Origin of the sequence: Aureibacter tunicatorum, assembly GCF_036492635.1 — a bacterium.
In the GTDB taxonomy this organism is placed as follows: Bacteria; Bacteroidota; Bacteroidia; order Cytophagales; family Cyclobacteriaceae; genus Aureibacter; species Aureibacter tunicatorum.
The window spans coordinates 362,465-379,063 of record NZ_AP025306.1; the positions used below are offsets into that span (position 1 = coordinate 362,465).

Annotated in this window: 11 protein-coding genes; 3 read left to right on the forward strand and 8 right to left on the reverse strand. The window is 36.6% G+C overall.

Annotated features, from left to right (window positions below):
* Positions 1-80 precede the first annotated feature (80 nt).
* The 5 genes from AABK36_RS21460 to AABK36_RS21480 all read right to left on the reverse strand — a co-directional run bounded on the left by AABK36_RS21460 (position 81) and on the right by AABK36_RS21480 (position 4,886).
* Positions 81-1,526 (reverse strand): hypothetical protein, encoded by a 1,446-nt coding sequence (locus tag AABK36_RS21460; RefSeq protein WP_309942092.1) that lies wholly within the window; start codon positions 1,524-1,526, stop codon positions 81-83.
* Positions 1,527-1,605: 79 nt separating this feature from the next.
* On the reverse strand, positions 1,606-3,438 hold the full coding sequence (locus AABK36_RS21465; RefSeq protein WP_309942090.1) for a hypothetical protein: 1,833 nt from the start codon (positions 3,436-3,438) through the stop codon (positions 1,606-1,608).
* Between the two features lie 125 nt (positions 3,439-3,563).
* Positions 3,564-3,884 carry a DUF1330 domain-containing protein gene (locus AABK36_RS21470; protein ID WP_309942088.1) on the reverse strand — a complete coding sequence of 107 codons (321 nt, stop codon included), beginning with the start codon at positions 3,882-3,884 and terminating at the stop codon, positions 3,564-3,566.
* 38 nt (positions 3,885-3,922) lie between these two features.
* Positions 3,923-4,303, reverse strand: a complete 381-nt coding sequence (locus AABK36_RS21475) for a DoxX family protein (RefSeq protein WP_309942086.1) — start codon at positions 4,301-4,303, stop codon at positions 3,923-3,925.
* A 106-nt stretch (positions 4,304-4,409) separates the two neighbouring features.
* Positions 4,410-4,886 carry a Crp/Fnr family transcriptional regulator gene (locus AABK36_RS21480; RefSeq protein WP_309942084.1) on the reverse strand — a complete coding sequence of 159 codons (477 nt, stop codon included), beginning with the start codon at positions 4,884-4,886 and terminating at the stop codon, positions 4,410-4,412.
* A gap of 131 nt (positions 4,887-5,017) precedes the next feature.
* On the opposite strand from AABK36_RS21480, the gene AABK36_RS21485 reads away from it, so the two are divergent.
* A complete protein-coding gene (locus tag AABK36_RS21485) occupies positions 5,018-6,715 on the forward strand; it encodes a S41 family peptidase (protein ID WP_309942081.1) in 1,698 nt (565 codons plus the stop codon).
* A 60-nt stretch (positions 6,716-6,775) separates the two neighbouring features.
* On the opposite strand, the gene AABK36_RS21490 is transcribed toward AABK36_RS21485, so the two are convergent.
* The 3 genes from AABK36_RS21490 to AABK36_RS21500 form a co-directional block, all read right to left on the reverse strand.
* Positions 6,776-7,258: a hypothetical protein gene (locus AABK36_RS21490; RefSeq protein WP_309942079.1), complete on the reverse strand. Its 483-nt coding sequence runs from the start codon at positions 7,256-7,258 to the stop codon at positions 6,776-6,778.
* 664 nt (positions 7,259-7,922) lie between these two features.
* The gene (locus AABK36_RS21495) at positions 7,923-11,438 is read right to left on the reverse strand and encodes a hypothetical protein (protein WP_309942078.1); all 3,516 of its coding nucleotides are present in this window, start codon (positions 11,436-11,438) and stop codon (positions 7,923-7,925) included.
* 150 nt (positions 11,439-11,588) lie between these two features.
* Positions 11,589-12,443: a hypothetical protein gene (locus AABK36_RS21500; RefSeq protein ID WP_309942077.1), complete on the reverse strand. Its 855-nt coding sequence runs from the start codon at positions 12,441-12,443 to the stop codon at positions 11,589-11,591.
* Positions 12,444-12,745: 302 nt separating this feature from the next.
* Between AABK36_RS21500 and AABK36_RS21505 the strand changes: the two genes are divergently transcribed.
* Both AABK36_RS21505 and AABK36_RS21510 read left to right on the forward strand, forming a co-directional pair.
* Complete coding sequence (locus AABK36_RS21505) at positions 12,746-15,325, forward strand: DUF3857 domain-containing protein (RefSeq protein WP_309942075.1); 2,580 nt, start codon at positions 12,746-12,748, stop codon at positions 15,323-15,325.
* 37 nt (positions 15,326-15,362) lie between these two features.
* Positions 15,363-16,346 (forward strand): hypothetical protein, encoded by a 984-nt coding sequence (locus AABK36_RS21510; RefSeq protein ID WP_309942074.1) that lies wholly within the window; start codon positions 15,363-15,365, stop codon positions 16,344-16,346.
* Positions 16,347-16,599 lie beyond the last annotated feature (253 nt).

Here is a 16,599-nt window from a genome sequence, read left to right on the forward strand (position 1 = left end):
ACTGCAAATAATTGTATAAGGTGTGCTATGAGTTTTTTGATATAAATTGAAAATAGAAAGAAATTCTCTTTTTAAGCGCATTAACTCACAAAACCATCCAAAGCGGCTATGGCGCGCATCATAATTCCTTTGTATGTATAAGAATCGAATTCAGAAGTGTATTCTTGCTCTACCCAGCGACGAAGTTCCATCATCATTTTTGTCACATCATCATTGGAAATGGTTCTGAAATCAACAGGGTAGTTTCGACTTTTGAAATTTGTATATAGCTCTCTGGCTTTTTTCAGTGCCTGTTTCAACACATCGATATCATAATAGGTTGAGCCTCGATGATATTGGTTGGGTTTGAATAAGCCGTTTCCATAAATTTGCAAGAAGTCCGAATCCATGGTTTCGGGGTTGAACAACTCTAAATATTCACTTACCATTGGCGAGTCGAATTGTATCAATGCTTTACGAAGTTCTTCTCTAGCACTGACTTCTTGGAATGACAAATGAAGAGCTCCTTCGCAATATTCCTCAGTAAGCAAGGGGTTTTTGTATTGAGGAATATCTTTTTTCAGAGCAGCCCTTGCTTTATTCATCACCCATTTCATATCAATTTGATCGCCAGTTCTTGCATGTTCTATTTCGCTGATTAATCGGTGTTCAGCGCTGGATTTTATTCTGTTAATGCACCATGATAGATTTTTCAGGTGATCGGATGCACCTTTTTTATATCCTTTTCTTCTTACTTCATCAAATTCTTTTTGCACTACTTTTAGATAGCTTCTGTAAGTAGCGTCTTTTTGCCTAGGCACTTCAAAAAATGTATTGAAAAGGTCAGCGTCGGTTAAAGCTTTGGCAGATCCCTTTTTTGTAGCGGCTTTTTTGGTTGATTTAGCTTTAGTCGGTGGTACAAAAGAAGGAATCGAAGCTGAGTCGTCAATAAACGCCCAGTCATCTCCAAGCATGGAAGCCTCCAAAGATGCTTCATGCTCGCCTATGCGCATTTGAGGAAAAGGAAGCTCTTCCGGTGAAGTGACTCCGGCACCTTTTTTCATTGTTGTTAATTCTTTTCTCTTTCCAGGTTTGATCGTCGGTTCAGCGCCTTGAAAATACATGGACTGTTCCAGTTCGCTTTCGGGGTGATATGATTTCCGGGAACTTGGCGGTGTAAGAGCCGAGGCGGTGGATTTTAATTCTCTAGGTTTTTCTTTTACAGGTCGCTCTTCTTCAATTGAAGCGAGTGGCTCTAAAGGGTGATGGCTTACTTTTTTACCTTTCAGAGCTAAAGTTTTTGGGTTTTCAATTAGAAAGTGGGTAGAATCTTCAAAACCTCTGTCTGTTTCTGACGCTTCTGGTGGTTTAGGTGTTAAGTCGGGAAGCATTTTGGGCGTATTGTCAACATATGTATCGCCTACTTTGATGACTTCCATGGAAAATTCAAAATCTTTGGGTGGAAGCTTGCTTGCCCCTTTAGCCCCAGCAACTGGCGGGGACTTTTTTTTCTCATCTTCTTTTTTCAATTTTCTTTTTTGAGGCATAGGTTAAGCTTTCCTATACATTTAAGATGAAATTGAATTAAAAGTTATTTGACAAAAAAATATTGGTAATGTGTAAAAATTAGAGTTCGTCAAATTCTTCTTCGAGCTGTCTGGCTAGTTGTTGATGAGCTTGAGCGTTTAGATGCAGTTTTTCTTTTTCTTCTTTGCTGGCTCTTAAGATTTGGCGGGTTGTTTCTGGAATATCCCGCATATAAACTGTGCTGATGCCTGCTTCAGGGCTTGCGCAAGCTCCGTCGCTTTGTGTTTGTCCAAATTCCAACATATCGCTATCAAATGCTGCCGGACTTTCAAATGGCTGGCTTGTTGTTGGAGCCGTTTCGATGACAAGCATGCCTTCCTCTTTGTAAGGAGCTATGGATCTATTTCTGTGTGGATGAATGATATCAATTCCCAAGTCAGCGGCTATTTTCATAAATGCTCTCAAAGCATCTGCCTGATTGGGGATGAATGATCTGGCGATTTGCCCAAGTGCCTCAGTTCTCAAACCTAAGAAGGTTAAACGATCTTTATTCCCATATTTCTTTTTATAATATTGGTAATGCTCCAGCCATTCTACAACTTGATAATTGAGTCTTGTAGCGCTTAACCTCAAGCTCATATGATGTAGCTTGCTGAGCTTGTCATGATCTATTTGTTGGTGGCTTCCGCTTTTTCTTACCCATTGGAGTTGCAAGTCGCGATGAAGCTGTTCCATTTCGTTCCAATCTCCAGATCTCCAGCCAAAGAAGGATTTTTTTTGTTTATGATCGCTGATATCCAGAGCAATCATGTCCAAAAATTCACCGACTTTTACTAGCAAATGGTCATCCATATCCCACACATTGTCAAACCAAGGATCTTCAGCCCAACTTGCTCCTTTGCTAAAGGGCTCGGTGAGCCTGAGACATTCATTGGAAAAGTATTCGGGATGCTCTTCGCCAATCTTTGAGATGAATGCTTTGATTCTTTCCAAGCCCGACTCTGTTGTGACTCTCAGCACTAATGAATCCGGTCTCATATGCAAATCTCTGAGTGGCGCGATTGTGAGTTTTCTGACAGCGAGCTCGCCGATGACTTCTTTGTCATCCAGCAGTGGAGCTATTCTACGGACAAGTTCACCGATATAAGGGCCTTTGACATTTAAATAAACATCGAACTTAAAAGGTCTTGACGGCGTTGCAATGTCTGTTTTTTTATCGCTGACAGGGTCTTTTTTTTGAGCCAGCAAACCGTAGAAATAACTTAAGAAAGGCTCATAAGATGCAATTTCCCTTAATTTTGACGCATCTAAGGATATATCTTTTTTCCCTTTAAGTGTAAGTTTAAAGTTGCTTGTTGGACGAGATTTAATTACTTCCAAGATTTCATGAACGGATTTTTTTTGATCGCTCTCTGAGTGGAAAGGCTTCGAATGACTAGATCGTACATATTTGGAGAATAGGTATTTTTGATAAGTTGTTGAGTAATCATAGCCGGGTTCGCCATAGAACCTTCGAGTTCTGCATTCTTCAAACATTCTCATAAATTGAAGAAAAGATTTGTCTGGAGGCGGTAGTTCAATGTTTTCTTCTTTTACCCAAAAATCTTCTTTTACTCCCCTTTTGAAACCCGCATACCATTTGCCTTTCATTTCTCCGGAATGGAATTTCAAGAACTTTTCATCATCGATAATTATGGTGCGATTTTCCGATAGCTTGATAGAGTATACGGGAGTAGGTTCTTTGCTAGCTTTGCAAGCATGGCCATATGTTAGTTTTTTGATTCTTGCAGGCCTGAATTGGGCTTGTATAGGAGGCAAATTTTGTATGTCAGGCGGTAATTTGCATGATACAGGAGTATTATTTTTAAATCGACGAGTAGATCCAAAGGAGGAACGTGCATTCGCTTTTTTGTCATACTCTATTGTTACCAATTTAATTTGCTTTCTGTATTTAATTAGAAAACAGAATGAGTCGCTTAGTGTTTGTGATTGTCAATATTTAAGAAATACGACTTGAAAAAATACTCTCTGAATAGAACCTTCAGAGAGTATTCTACTTAATAGAACCTTTCTATTATGACTGAATCGCTATCGCTGATCTTATGACGGGCTTTTTTCAATGGTTGGTATTCCGGATCATTGTAGAATCCATAAGCATTTTCCTTAGATGGAAACTCCAATATTACTAATCTTCCTTTTGGTATTTCGCCTTCCAATGAAGGCGGATTTTCAGCCATTGCAAAAGTTTTGCCTCCATATTTTTCAACGATGGCAATTGCGTGGTTTAGATAGATTTCATTGAAAGATTCATGATCTTCTATACGCACAAATGCGATCATGTAAGCGGGCTTGGCAACTGTTGTTTGTTGATGATTCATAATGCTATGTTTTAGATTAACAAGAAATGAGTATTTAATTAGAGCTTTAATCCAGAAAGAGAAGGTTTGCGAAGCATTGTGCCTGTATAAAGAAATATTGCCAGCATTATTCCAGGCAAGGGGGAATAATTAGCGACAATTTCTGCGACAATGATTCCGCCTGTATAGGAACATAATAGAAAAAATCCGATGTTGCTGACTCTTGGAATCCAATATATAATCACGCAAGCGATTTCGAGCATGCCGATGAATAGTGTCATTTCTCCAATATGAGGAATGCGTTTCATCGCTTCGACCATCCATTCAATGCCCAGTATTTTATTGCTGCCACTAAAAACGATCATTAATGACGGCAAAATAGATAAGACATAGCCTGAAATTTTTCTTGCTTTGCTGATTTGACTTTCGTGTAACTTCATCACAATGTATTTTTGGTTTTTTGTTTGTGACAAAGCTAAATGTATATGTTTCGGCAAGCATTAATCTAGATTAAGATTATCAGAAGTGCAGTTGTTTTATAGCCTTTCAACTGTTTTGTCGCTTTAATTTCTGGCTTTTTACTTTGCTTAGAGCTTCTGGTGTGATGCCAAGATAAGAAGCGATCATTCTTTGAGGGATTCTTTGTGTAAGCTTAGGATATGTTGCGATAAAGTGATTGTACCTTTCTATTGCTGATGAGCTCATCAACATGATTATGCGTTTTTGCATCACTTCTATTCTTCTGGACAAGGCTTTTTTATCCGAATTTTGAAGTGCGATATTCTTGTCTATTACATGCAATTCAGAGTCTTCTATGGCTTCTATATACAAGCCGGTTGGCATTCCTTGTTCAGTTGCGTCAGCGATTACCCAGCCTTCTGGAGCGAACATGAAGATATGTTCTTTGCCTTTCTCATCCACGGAATAACTTTTCAGCAAACCGCTTTCTACTTTATACACATGGCTTTCGAATTCACCTGCATGCTGAATGATTTGCTTTTTTAAAACTTTGAAAGTTTTCAATGCTTGATCTTTTCGGTTTTAAAGAAAATTAAGAAGAAAAAGCTGAAATGCTTAACTATTTAGATGATATTTTACCATATTAATCTTGAATTTTTGATTATGTAGTGTTTAAATTTAACTAAATAACATTTATGACTCAATCATATTTTTTGAAATTCGTAATAGCGCTTGCCTTTTTAATGTTTTCTAATTCGATATCAAGGGCGCAAGAATTATCCGAAACCGATAAGTTGTATAGGCTAGCGAAAGTTTGGGGTTTTTTAAAATATTATCATCCACAAGTGGCAAAGGGCGAAGTGGATTGGGACAATGAGCTTTATGAAATTATGGAATCCCAAAAAGCTGTTTATGCTAAAACCGATTATTCAAACTTGCTGAATTCTTGGCTACTTAAGCAAGGCAAGTTGAAAAAAATCAAGCATAAAGATGTGAAAAATAAGGAGAATTATTTCGATGATAATTATGACCTTACTTGGTTGTCGGATACTACTTTGTTTGCATACGGTTTGTCTGAAAATTTGAGATTTATTGAGGGAAACCGTTATAAGGGCAGGAAAAATCATTATCTGCAGTTTGAAAAAAAATCCAGTGGTGTCAGAAAGGGGCTTATTAATGAAAAATTATACACATCCGATCAATGGCAAAACCAAAGCTTTAGGATGATGATTCTATTCAGGTATTGGAATATTATTGAATATTTCTATCCTCACAAATACACACTAGAAAAGAGCTGGGACTTTGTATTGCAAGAGTTTATACCTAAGTTCTTGTATTGTGATTCGGAGAAAGACTTTCATTTGTTATTATTGGAATTGGTTTGTCAAATTAAGGATAGCCACGCTTATGTAAGTTCTGAGGTATTGACGAAGTATTTTGGAGAATATCAAACACCATTCAGTACTAAGCTTATCAATGGAAAAGCAGTGGTTTATCTTATTTTTGATGATTCGCTAGCCATACAAGATGACATCAGGGTAGGGGATGTTATCACTAAAGTTGATGGCAAAACTATCTCTGAGATTTACAAAGAAAATGAAAAGTATATATCGAGTTCAAATGATAGTCGAAAGGATCTGGTATTTACTTGGGGGTATCTGGGGAGAGGAGTTACGGACGAAGTGGAAATAGAGTTTGCCCGAGATGATTTGGGTGTAGAGAAAAAGGTGATTAGGCGCTATACTAATGATGAGTTTGAGAAAGATTACTGGGGAAAGCAGTCGTGGAGTTTGATAGATAATGATATAGCTTATATTAATTTGAGAGGCTTAAATCCTGATAGTTTGGATTTGGTCATGAGGCAAATAAAAGACACTAAAGCGCTCATAGTGGATATAAGAAACTACCCGAAGATTCCTTGGTATAGCTTTAGAAAGCATTTGGAAAAAGATGAAAGGCTGTTTGCAAAGTTTTACAATCCGATTAGAAGTCATCCCGGCAGGCTTGTATATTCTGCGAGTTTGAAGCATTTTCCGTATACTGAAAGAGGCGTTGATAAATATGAAGGAGAGTTAATTGTGCTGGTGAATGAAGAGAGTCAAAGTTTTGCGGAAACAATGGCGATGTACTTTCAGTCATTTGACCAGACAACTGTGATTGGAAGCCAAACGTCAGGAGCCGATGGGAATGTGATAGGTTTTGAGCTATTTGAGGGAGCTTTTACTTGCTATACTTTTTTTGGGATGTTTTACCCTGATGGCAAAGCAATTCAAAGAATTGGCATTGTGCCTGATATAGAAATTAAACCTACTGTCAAAGGAGTACAAGAGGGGAAAGATGAGGTTTTGGATGGTGCTGTGGAATGGTTTAAGCAAAAGCAATCAAGTTTTTAGTTGATTGAAGAAAATGGAAGTTATATGGCTTCCATTTTCAATTGGCAATGAAGGATTAATTTATTTTTGCTGTGTCAGCAGGTTGTTTATCTTAATATTCCATTCTTCAATTGATTGAAGCTCTCCGCTTAGTTGGTTGGCATGTTTGGTATTGAAAAACTCAATGGAGATATCCGAATGCTCATGTTTATGAGATTTGAAGACTAGGTGAAGTTGATTTAGGACTGAATAGTTATCTCTCGATTTTATCGAAATTCGAATGATTTCTGAAGATTTGAAATCATTTAGTTCGATAAATTGTTTTGTGAACTCATTTTCATTCCTTGAGATAAAGCATAATTTTAGCTTTGGCTCGTCAAGGCCTATAATGTATTTCCCGCATATTTCGTGTTGAGTGAGTTCAATTTTATTTTCCCGAGCGAAATTTTTGAGAGTATCAATCATTATTCTCTCATTTTTGCTATTGTTTAAATAATAAAGTACAAATGGAATCGCGCAGATAGCGATAGTTATTGATCCAATGATGATTACTTCTAAATCCATTGTCTATAAAGTTAAATTGATAAAATAGTTGAATTCCTGGAGATGGAGTCATTTCCAAGTAGAATTAAAAAGGTCAAAATGAATTTGACATGAAGAATGGATGGAATTACCAGAAGTATTGATAAGGAAATAAGAGATCAGATTTTCGAAATCTGATATGTACATTTTTAAGATGTATTATGTACTGTTTGAATTTTGCATTATGCAGAATTTCAAACGAAATAACATTCGCAAAAACGGTAAATAACGCTATTTTGAAAGGTGAGAATACGTATTGACTATTTGATATGCTTAAACCTTCATTGGGCTGTGACTCTTGAAGCTGAAGGGAAGATAAATCAATAAGCTTTTCTTTCTTCTCAATTGACTGTTGAAATGAGCAGGCAATATCGTTTCGTTCCGATACATTGTCTATCGGATATGAACTAACAAGGTATGTTATCGCGAGCAGGAGCGCTCCGAGTATTTGAGGCCAATTTCTCACTTTATCAGTTTAATTATCTCAATGAAAATTCTTTTTCATTTGAAATTAGTTTCGTGACTTTAAACGCTTGAATTGGGTGAGAAATTGTAATGGACAAGATTTTTAGCTTATTCTATTGATAATAAGTTGTTATTAGTTGAATATTTATAGCTTGGCGACTTTATCTAATAATTAGAATTGTTAACTTGTTCTTATAAAATCTTTCAATTTATAATTTGAAAATCGATGCCATTTTCTGGCAGGAAGTTCATGCTCTTTCATAAGTGGATGTTCTATTTGAGTAATCATGTAATGTTCTTCATTATTGGCCCAAAGAAATAAGTCATGGTCTTCTTGATATGAATCAGCATGCATAAATCTTCTATCGATGCCTTTGGCATGTCCTTGCGCATGTCCTAATTCGTGTGCCAAGGCGATAAAGTCAGGAATGACTACTAAAGTTTTTCCGGAAAGCTTGGACCAATATCCTTCAGGGTAATTTTTTTCATTATAATCTCCACCTAGTTTTTCCATTAATTCAGTTCGTTTCTGTTCTTTTTCGTCAGAACTCATTGGAGTAGCTATCCAGTCTTGCCCATAGCCTAGCCGTACTTCGGTCATTGGTCCATCTTTGGGATAATGAACTCGGCTCTCAGCGGCTCTGACTTTGCTAACCTCAGGAAAAGGAGCATCAGGGTTGAAAGGAATATCCATACCTTCAAGGTTATATCTTAAATCGTCTTTGACTTCTATTTTATCCGGGTTGGTGATCGGAATAATTCGAGTGTGTGGTTGATCTTGTTTGAAATGTCTTAGGAATCTTCTGCCGAATCTTCTTGACCATAGCTTTAGCAATTTGGATTGAATTTCTATTGGAAAATCTTCAAAGTAGCTAGGTGTTTCATCTGAATTGTAGTGTTCTATTCTCAATGAGGTTTCTTTGCTTAGGAAATCTTTCCACCATAGTGAAGCTTGTTCGGCGTCACCATCTTGTATCCATGGGATGATTTTGCGCTTTAACAAGATACGAGTCAGATGCTGATGTTCTTCTCTGAGCAATTCCAACAAGCGAACGGCATTGCCAATATCGCGGCTTTGCTCATCTTCAATTACTATATTGCCGGCAATCCATTGATAGACAAAGTGCTCCAGTTCATCCACAAAGGCGAATCGATGATGCAACAATGTTTGTTCATTTCTTAAAAACTCTTCTTTTGCTTTTCTAGCGAATGCACCTTTGAATCCGGGGTCATTGCTTTGGTTGCGTTCATGATCCAAGACAAGCTGTTCGTAGTTTTCGAGGTAATGCTTGGCTTGTTCAATGAAATCATCCTGTGGGGTAGCCTTCCAGAGATAAGAAGCTTTGGCAAGCAAATGATTCGCATTCGCTCTTTCAGAAGGTGGTGAAACAGGCAAGACAACAGGAGGTGCTGGTTCAAGTTCTTTTACAGGGACATCGGGCACATCAATGGGTTCAAGAGTTGATTCTGTGTCTTTATGACTTGTGGGAACACGTTTGGAGCGTGGTCTTGGTGCAGGAATAATATCAAAGCTTCTAGTTAGGGAATCTTTCATTGAGCGTTTTTTTGCTTGAGAGTTAACTCGCTCTCGTTCCATGCCAGTCACAGGCATAGATTGTTGAACTTCGTCTTCAGAGCTTTGGGAAGCTATTATTTCAAAATCGAATCTTTCCGGCATCTTGGGCGAAGCAGAGCGCATGAATCCTGAAGAGACATTGCTCATTTCAAATTCGCTTGAATAGGTAATATCTTTTGGGTTTGCAACTTGAAAATTTCCGCCTAACAAATAAATTAGCTCTGTCACTGAGGCTTCTGTTGTAGCTTCACGATGTCTGGAGCGGCGATTGTAAATAGATGGGATGCACCACTTTTGAATATCTTCGTCAAAATGCGGGAAATAATCCTTTGGCTTGCAATGTTTGGGTGCTTCCACTTTGATGTACTCGCATTGTTCGATTTCTTGCAATTGCTCTTCATCAATCATTTCTCGCTCGGCAATATCCAACGCGTGCAGATATCGTTCTGTTCTTGCTTCTCCATATAAGCGTCTCAAGCCCATTACCTCTTTTTTAGCAGCTAAAGTGTTTGAAAAATATCCCGTTTCGGAGGATACAACTTTAGGGGCGATTCCCATTTCGCTTCTTAATTGATTTTCTATAAAATCTATAAACCTGAAATAATCCTCCAAGCTGGGAAAGGTAAAGCCTTTTAGTTTTATAAGAGCTTCAAGAAGAGCTCTGGCATATTCGATAACTTTAGGCATTAAAGTGTAATGGCCTCTGTTTCTTTGTTGGTCCCAGTCAGCGCCTTTTGCAAAATACTCACTGTCTTTGCGAATAGCTGTTGGCACCCAAACTTCAAGTATGTCTCCATCGCTTCCTAGATACCTTTCGCCCATTGTATCCATCGCTTGCTTAGAGTCGCTATATGGCGCTGTTTGTCGTCTATTTGTTCTTTTTCTTTTGAACTTATTCCATAGTTTGCGCATGAGCCCCTCGGTTGCTTCTGGCTGAGGCTCTTCTTCTACTTGATCGACAGGGTAATCCGAATGAGACAAGAAGGCCGTATGATCATTGATATCATGGCCAAATACATGGACTGCGTTGCGGTGAAAAAAATATGTTGAATCATTACTTTTGTTGCTAGAGTCCATTAACTGGTCAAGAAGCTCTCTTCCTGTTGGGGTCATCATAAGCTTCATGTGAAAGACATCCAACTGACACATGAAACTGTCGTCAAGTTGTAGTTCAGGCTCTCGAGCTAATCGATAATTAAGCGCTACATATTTGGGAGGAGCTTCAGCATTTACGCTAGATTCAGACACCAGCTTTTTTCTAGGTTTTCTAGAAAAAGAATGAGCTCCTAATGATCTGGTTTGAGCATCCTCTGGGTTTACGAATGACAAATCGAATTCGCCTCGCAAAGATCTTGGCTTAACACTGGGTCGTTTGCTGGCGTTTGATGTTCCGCTTCTTTCGAGTGTGCCTGATATTTCCAAATCCGGGTAATATGTGCTTGTGAAATCGTCGTCTTTTTCAGAAGGCCAATGGATTGGCGAGGTTGAGTTGAATAGCTTTAACCGAGTATTGTTCCCACGATCATTCCATAACTGTCCAAGCTGATTCCTGTGATAATCCTTTTGGGAAAGTTGTTCCCCATGTTTCTCTGAAGGTCTTGTTACTACGGTAAAATTTTCTTGGCTTTGTGTGGAACTATCGAGTCCTTCTTCATGCAGGCCAAATAAATCAGGATTGTCTGGAAGCCAAAAGTGTTCCGACCAATTTGTAAAACCAAAGCCAAAGCTGGGTTGGCTTTTTTTTATCGACTTGTATTTAGCCAGTAATTCTCCATAAGCTTCGTCAACTTCATCCATCAATTGGAGCACACCATGTGTATAAGGGGAAAGGGGGACAGTTATTTCAGAGTGGATGGGATGCTTTAAGAACCACAAGTGGCAATTTCTTTCTAGATTAAAAAGCGTTTGTTGCAATGAAGAAAATACTTCATCTGTCATTGGCCTCAACATCAAATTATGATATCGTTGCAGATAGGTTTCTATGTGGAAGAGCTCTTCATTGTTTTGGTACCTGTCTCCAAAACTTCGTGCTAATGGGTTTTGCGTGATGAGATGAAACTGTTCCATAGACATGATTGTCTGGATTGGAGCAGCGTTTCCGCCGCTCATTTTCCTTGCCACATGTTGGCTTGTTTTGCTTTTTATCTTTTGTAATGATTGAAGCATTAAGGGTTGGCAAATACTTGAACAGTTAAAAACAGATCAGCTTGACAGACTCTCAAGCTTTGATTGAGCTTATTATTATTAATATTTTACAGCGCGAAAATTATTTCAATCAGGTCTAATGCCTCTGTATCTGATATTTTTGATATAGGCAAAATCATTTTCTATAATAAACACTCCCATAGAGCCATCTTGATGAACAACCATGACGCAAAAGTCTGCAATATCAGCCCATTGTATTCTTCTGTCTTGTCTTGCAGTCTGCGCGACATTGTAGGCTGTTTGTATAAAATTGGTAATACTTCTTGAATTGAGAAGGCTTCTAGGAACACGAATCAAATATGTTTCATTGGGATTCATTGATTCAATAGTATAAGAAAAGGCTGAAACACGATTATTGTAAACAAATTGACCAGAAGTACTAACGGATACATCATAAGAGCTATTGTCGTTATTTGTGCTGTAGTATCTGTAACGATCAGCTTCGACTCCATTGCTTCTAAAAGCAACTCGATTTCTAAAATTAATATTCAAACTTGTCCGATTATCCACTACGAATCGGTAATCGCTGTTATGATAAACCAATAGATCAAAGTACAAGCTGGTGATGATTTCCGAAGCACTGCCTCTTGATTCTACAGAAACACGATATTGAACATTTTGGCCTTCATATTCGACTGGCAGCATATGCGATATTCTGATTGAGTCATGGTGTACCTCATCAAGATTTATTGTCTGCACAAGTGAGTCGTTCATGTAGACTTTGGCCATGGCATTGTCCAAATTCTGATTCATGCTTATGGGGATATTTGTGTATTGACCGGGGATTAGTCCGTTGTCTTCATAAGAATTTTGAATGGAAACTGAAGGAGAACTGTCTTCAGAATTATTGCAAGAGTAAAATGCAATCAATGCCAAACCAATGATTAAAAATTTGAGTGCCTTGAATATAATAGAGTACATGCCAACCTGTTTTTCTAATAGCAACCTTCAAATATTTATTTTGGTTTAATGCAATGCCCAAATTCATTTGAAATGAAGGTTGAATGCAGATTCTATTTGTAAGGTATAATTATTTATAGCTTTTAATGTGATAAACATGTTTAAGGTTTTGTGCTTTGTTGGTATTAGTATATATTCGATGCTTTTATTTTTATAGCATAAAAATACTTGTAATTATATTATTTAGTACTTTGTATTAACGTTGGTATGGGATATATTTACACTCAATTAAATGTATATTTACGTTATTTAATATAAATCAAATGATTCATTTTTATAGGGTGTTGATTTTTTTATTTTTTCTTGGTGTTTCTTTTAATTCCTTTTCAAACAAACCAAATTGGGCTATTGAGACATCATATGCCAAGCCATTGACTGCTAGTGAGCAGCAGAACTTTGGAGATGTTTATTATTTATTGATCAATAGTCAGTATAATATTAGCTTATCGGAATATTATTTTAAAAGTGTTTTGCATATCATTTCCGAGCAGGGAGTTCAAAACTATTCAAGAATAGATTTAGAATATGATCCTAGTTATCAGGAAATTGAATGGCTGGAAGTATCAGTGATAAGAAATGGGAAGAAACTTAACAAGTTGGATTCAGATTTAATTATCAGCTTGGATGTCGAAAATCAAGCGGAAAGACATCTTTACAATAAAAGCAAAACCCAAAGCATTAATCTTAAAGATATTCGCAAAGGAGATGTGTTAATTTATTCCTATTTAAGAAAAGGAGATAATCCAATATTAAAAGACAAGTTTAATACAAAAGGCCAATTCAATTATAGCGAAAGAATTGGTAAAATTAGCCGAAGCATTATCTATAAGAATGATCGAAAATTTAATACCAATTATATCAACCCAATCAAGGAGCTTCAATACAGCAAAACGGAATCGAATGGCTATGTTATTGAAAAATGGGAAGCAGAAAATATTTCTCCAGTTTATTATGAAGATGGGACCCCTTCTTGGCATAATGTAAACACAGCTATTGAGATCTCAGAGGATAATGATTGGGGAGATGTAAGGCTTTGGGCTTTTGACTTGTTTGATCAAGAAATTGATCAAAAGCGGGTGAGTGCAGAACTTCAAAAGATAATAAAAGATGGACAAACGGAAAATGAGAAAATCACAGCAATCATAAGATTTGTGCAGGATGATATTCGCTATTTGGGCTTTGAGGATGGCATTCACGCCTACTTGCCTCATAATCCTGCTGAAATATTGGATCAAAGATTTGGAGATTGCAAAGACAAATCACTTTTATTGGTAACCATGCTTAAAGCAATCGGTGTTGAGGCATACCCAGTGCTTGTAAATACAATTGCTTTAAAGGGTTTAATCAATAAACTTCCATCCAGAAGGGCTTTCAATCATTGTATTGTTCAAATTAAGAATAACGGAACATTTTGGATAGATCCTACATTGAAATTGCAAGGAGGGGATTATAGAAGCATGTTTTGGCCGAATTATGAATACGGACTTGTGATAAACAGTGATGATACCAAGCTTACAGAAATTTCTCCCAACACGAATTCTTCCATCACAACAAATGAATATCTTACTGTTGGAAAGCCGGAAGAATCATCGGAATTTAAAATTGAAACATTGTATTATGGAGAGGCTGCTGATACACAGAGAAATTATATACAGTCCACCAGCAAGTCTAAAATGACTCAAAATTACAATGATTTTTACGCGAGTAAATTCAACGCGATTGACAGGGAGGCTACCAAGATAACAGTTGAAGACAATAGAGAGGACAATATTGTAAAGATCATCGAAGAATATACGATTTCCGATCTTTGGAAAAGCCTTAACGACAGCTCTAATGTGCATACATTTAGAATAGGGCCTTACTCAATGGCAGGCTCAATTACTTATCCTGAAACTAAAGACAGAAAGAGTCCTTATTGGATACTTTACCCAACGAATTTGACTCATCATATTTGGCTTCAAATGCCTCATCAGTGGTCCTTGAGTCAAGATAATATTAAATATTATAGTAATAGTTTGAATAGTTATTATTTGAGCGAATATATTTCGAATTCGAACACCATACATTTAAATTATAAATATAAAACCAATAATAATTATGTTCCATTAGAGGAAATAGCCGATTTTATAAATTACCATAATCAGTTGGATGCTATTTTTGAAATGGAAGTGAATACGCATGAGGAGAAAAACCCATTTATCAAAGCAAAAAATAGTTTTAACTGGGGGTACCCATTTCTGGTAATTTTCTTTGTCATATCTGTTTGGTTGATGTTGTATTGGAACAAACATTATGATCCAATTAGCAAGGAGGATGATGAGAGGTTTTTTCGTGAAAACATTGGAGGTTGGTTGATCCTTCCAGGTATAGTTATTTTGATTTCTCCTATTATCAATGTTTTCACGCTTTTAAACATAGAGTATCTAGAATCAGATATTTGGGGAGTGGTTTTACAAATGTTGAAAGAAAATAACATTTATTACGATCTGTGGATTAGCATCATGTTTTTGGAGTTTTTCTTTAGTGTTTTCATGTTTTGCGCATCCATATTGATTGCATATCAATTTATCGCAAAACGAACATCTTTTCCAATTAATTACAGTGGTGTTTTAGTGATCAATTTTGTTGTCAGAACTTTAATCTATATGTCATTGGTTTATATCCAGGGAAATGTCAGCTCGTATGATATTGCCACAAACCCCTCAAGCATAATATTTCAACTAATATTATTATGCATTTGGATTCCTATCATCATATTTTCTAATCGTGTCCAAGAAACTTTCGTCAAAAGGAGAAAGAAAGATTCGGTCATGAAGAGTGATGCTAAACAACTTATTGACTAAATCAATATTTAAATAAACAATAAACTAAAACACAAACGTGAAAGGAACTGTATTCTATTTTATCATTTTATTTTCGATTTCCAGTTATTGTATAGCTCAAGAAAAGACTCTTGGCATAGAGCTAACAAAAGAGCATATACAAGTTACAGGTACGAAAGTCAGCATTATTAAGCCTGATGATACATATGATTTATCTGCAAAGTTTCTAGGCTTATCGAGTAAGTCAAATCATCCTGATGTTATTATAATGGATTTTAAAATACCTTTTGATAATATGCAAGAGAAGTTTTATGAAAACAGTATTGATGAAGATGATAAGTTAATTATAGAAGAAGATCTTGTGATGAATGGATACCAAGCAAAGCTTTTGAAAATGATTCGAAAAAAGCTGACAACTTTGGAAGCATTTGACAATCCAGATGCTGAACCTAAAAAGAAAGTTGTGTGGACTTTACTCTATGGAGATGAAAAGTTTTGCGTGATGGCGAGCTCAGTTTATTTGTTTGAAGAAGACGGGAAACACTCAAAAAATATAGAAAAATCATTGCGATCAATAGTTTATAATTCTGAACAAAAATCAAATCCTTTGGATAGTTTCCCATTTGAAATGAATGTAGAAAATAGTCCATTGAAACTTGCAGGAGAGCCAATGGCTTATGGCGCAGGGTTTTCTTTGGATGGCAAAATGCCTACTAAAGATGAGAACAAAACTTCTTGCATGGTAATGTTTATGAACTTGCCGTTTGAAAAAAGTGAAAGAGAGTCGATTGCCATACGTTCTGTCAAAAAACCATGGGAGAATCATATTGAAGTTGAAAAAGTAAGCCCAGTAAAAGTAGGCGAATTAGAGGGGTATGAGGTGATAGGGTATGAATCTACTGATAATGGGAAACAATTAAAATATGCTTTCAGTCTTTTCTCTAGCACAAGTCAATATTTAATTTACGGAAGCACTTTTGGAGACTTTGAAAGAAATTTAAAAATATTCAAAGATTTCAGCAGTACTTTTAAATTAAAATAGATTCTTATCATTAAGCTCCCTTGAAGTAATAGTTCATGTGGAGCTTTTGTTTTAATGGTGTTTATATTAACATAGTAAAATATATGTTTGCATGATGATACAGGTGTCATTGAGCACCGTTTATATTTTAGTGTGGTTAATCTCAGTATATGCAAATCGCACTTTTTTTGGAATCTCTCTTCCTGCTAGAGAACAATTACGAAGAGCTTAGGATTATCTAAAAGAGTATAAAGTTTACGATAGTATCTTTTTC

Bases quoted from the DNA above. Each gene is read 5' to 3' on its own strand.
- AABK36_RS21505 (WP_309942075.1), top strand. From the start codon at position 12,746: ATGATTCATTTTTATAGGGTGTTGATTTTTTTATTTTTTCTTGGTGTT.
- AABK36_RS21460 (WP_309942092.1), bottom strand. From the start codon at position 1,526: ATGCCTCAAAAAAGAAAATTGAAAAAAGAAGATGAGAAAAAAAAGTCC.
- AABK36_RS21470 (WP_309942088.1), bottom strand. From the start codon at position 3,884: ATGAATCATCAACAAACAACAGTTGCCAAGCCCGCTTACATGATCGCA.
- AABK36_RS21475 (WP_309942086.1), bottom strand. From the start codon at position 4,303: ATGAAGTTACACGAAAGTCAAATCAGCAAAGCAAGAAAAATTTCAGGC.
- AABK36_RS21485 (WP_309942081.1), top strand. From the start codon at position 5,018: ATGACTCAATCATATTTTTTGAAATTCGTAATAGCGCTTGCCTTTTTA.
- AABK36_RS21490 (WP_309942079.1), bottom strand. From the start codon at position 7,258: ATGGATTTAGAAGTAATCATCATTGGATCAATAACTATCGCTATCTGC.
- AABK36_RS21500 (WP_309942077.1), bottom strand. From the start codon at position 12,443: ATGTACTCTATTATATTCAAGGCACTCAAATTTTTAATCATTGGTTTG.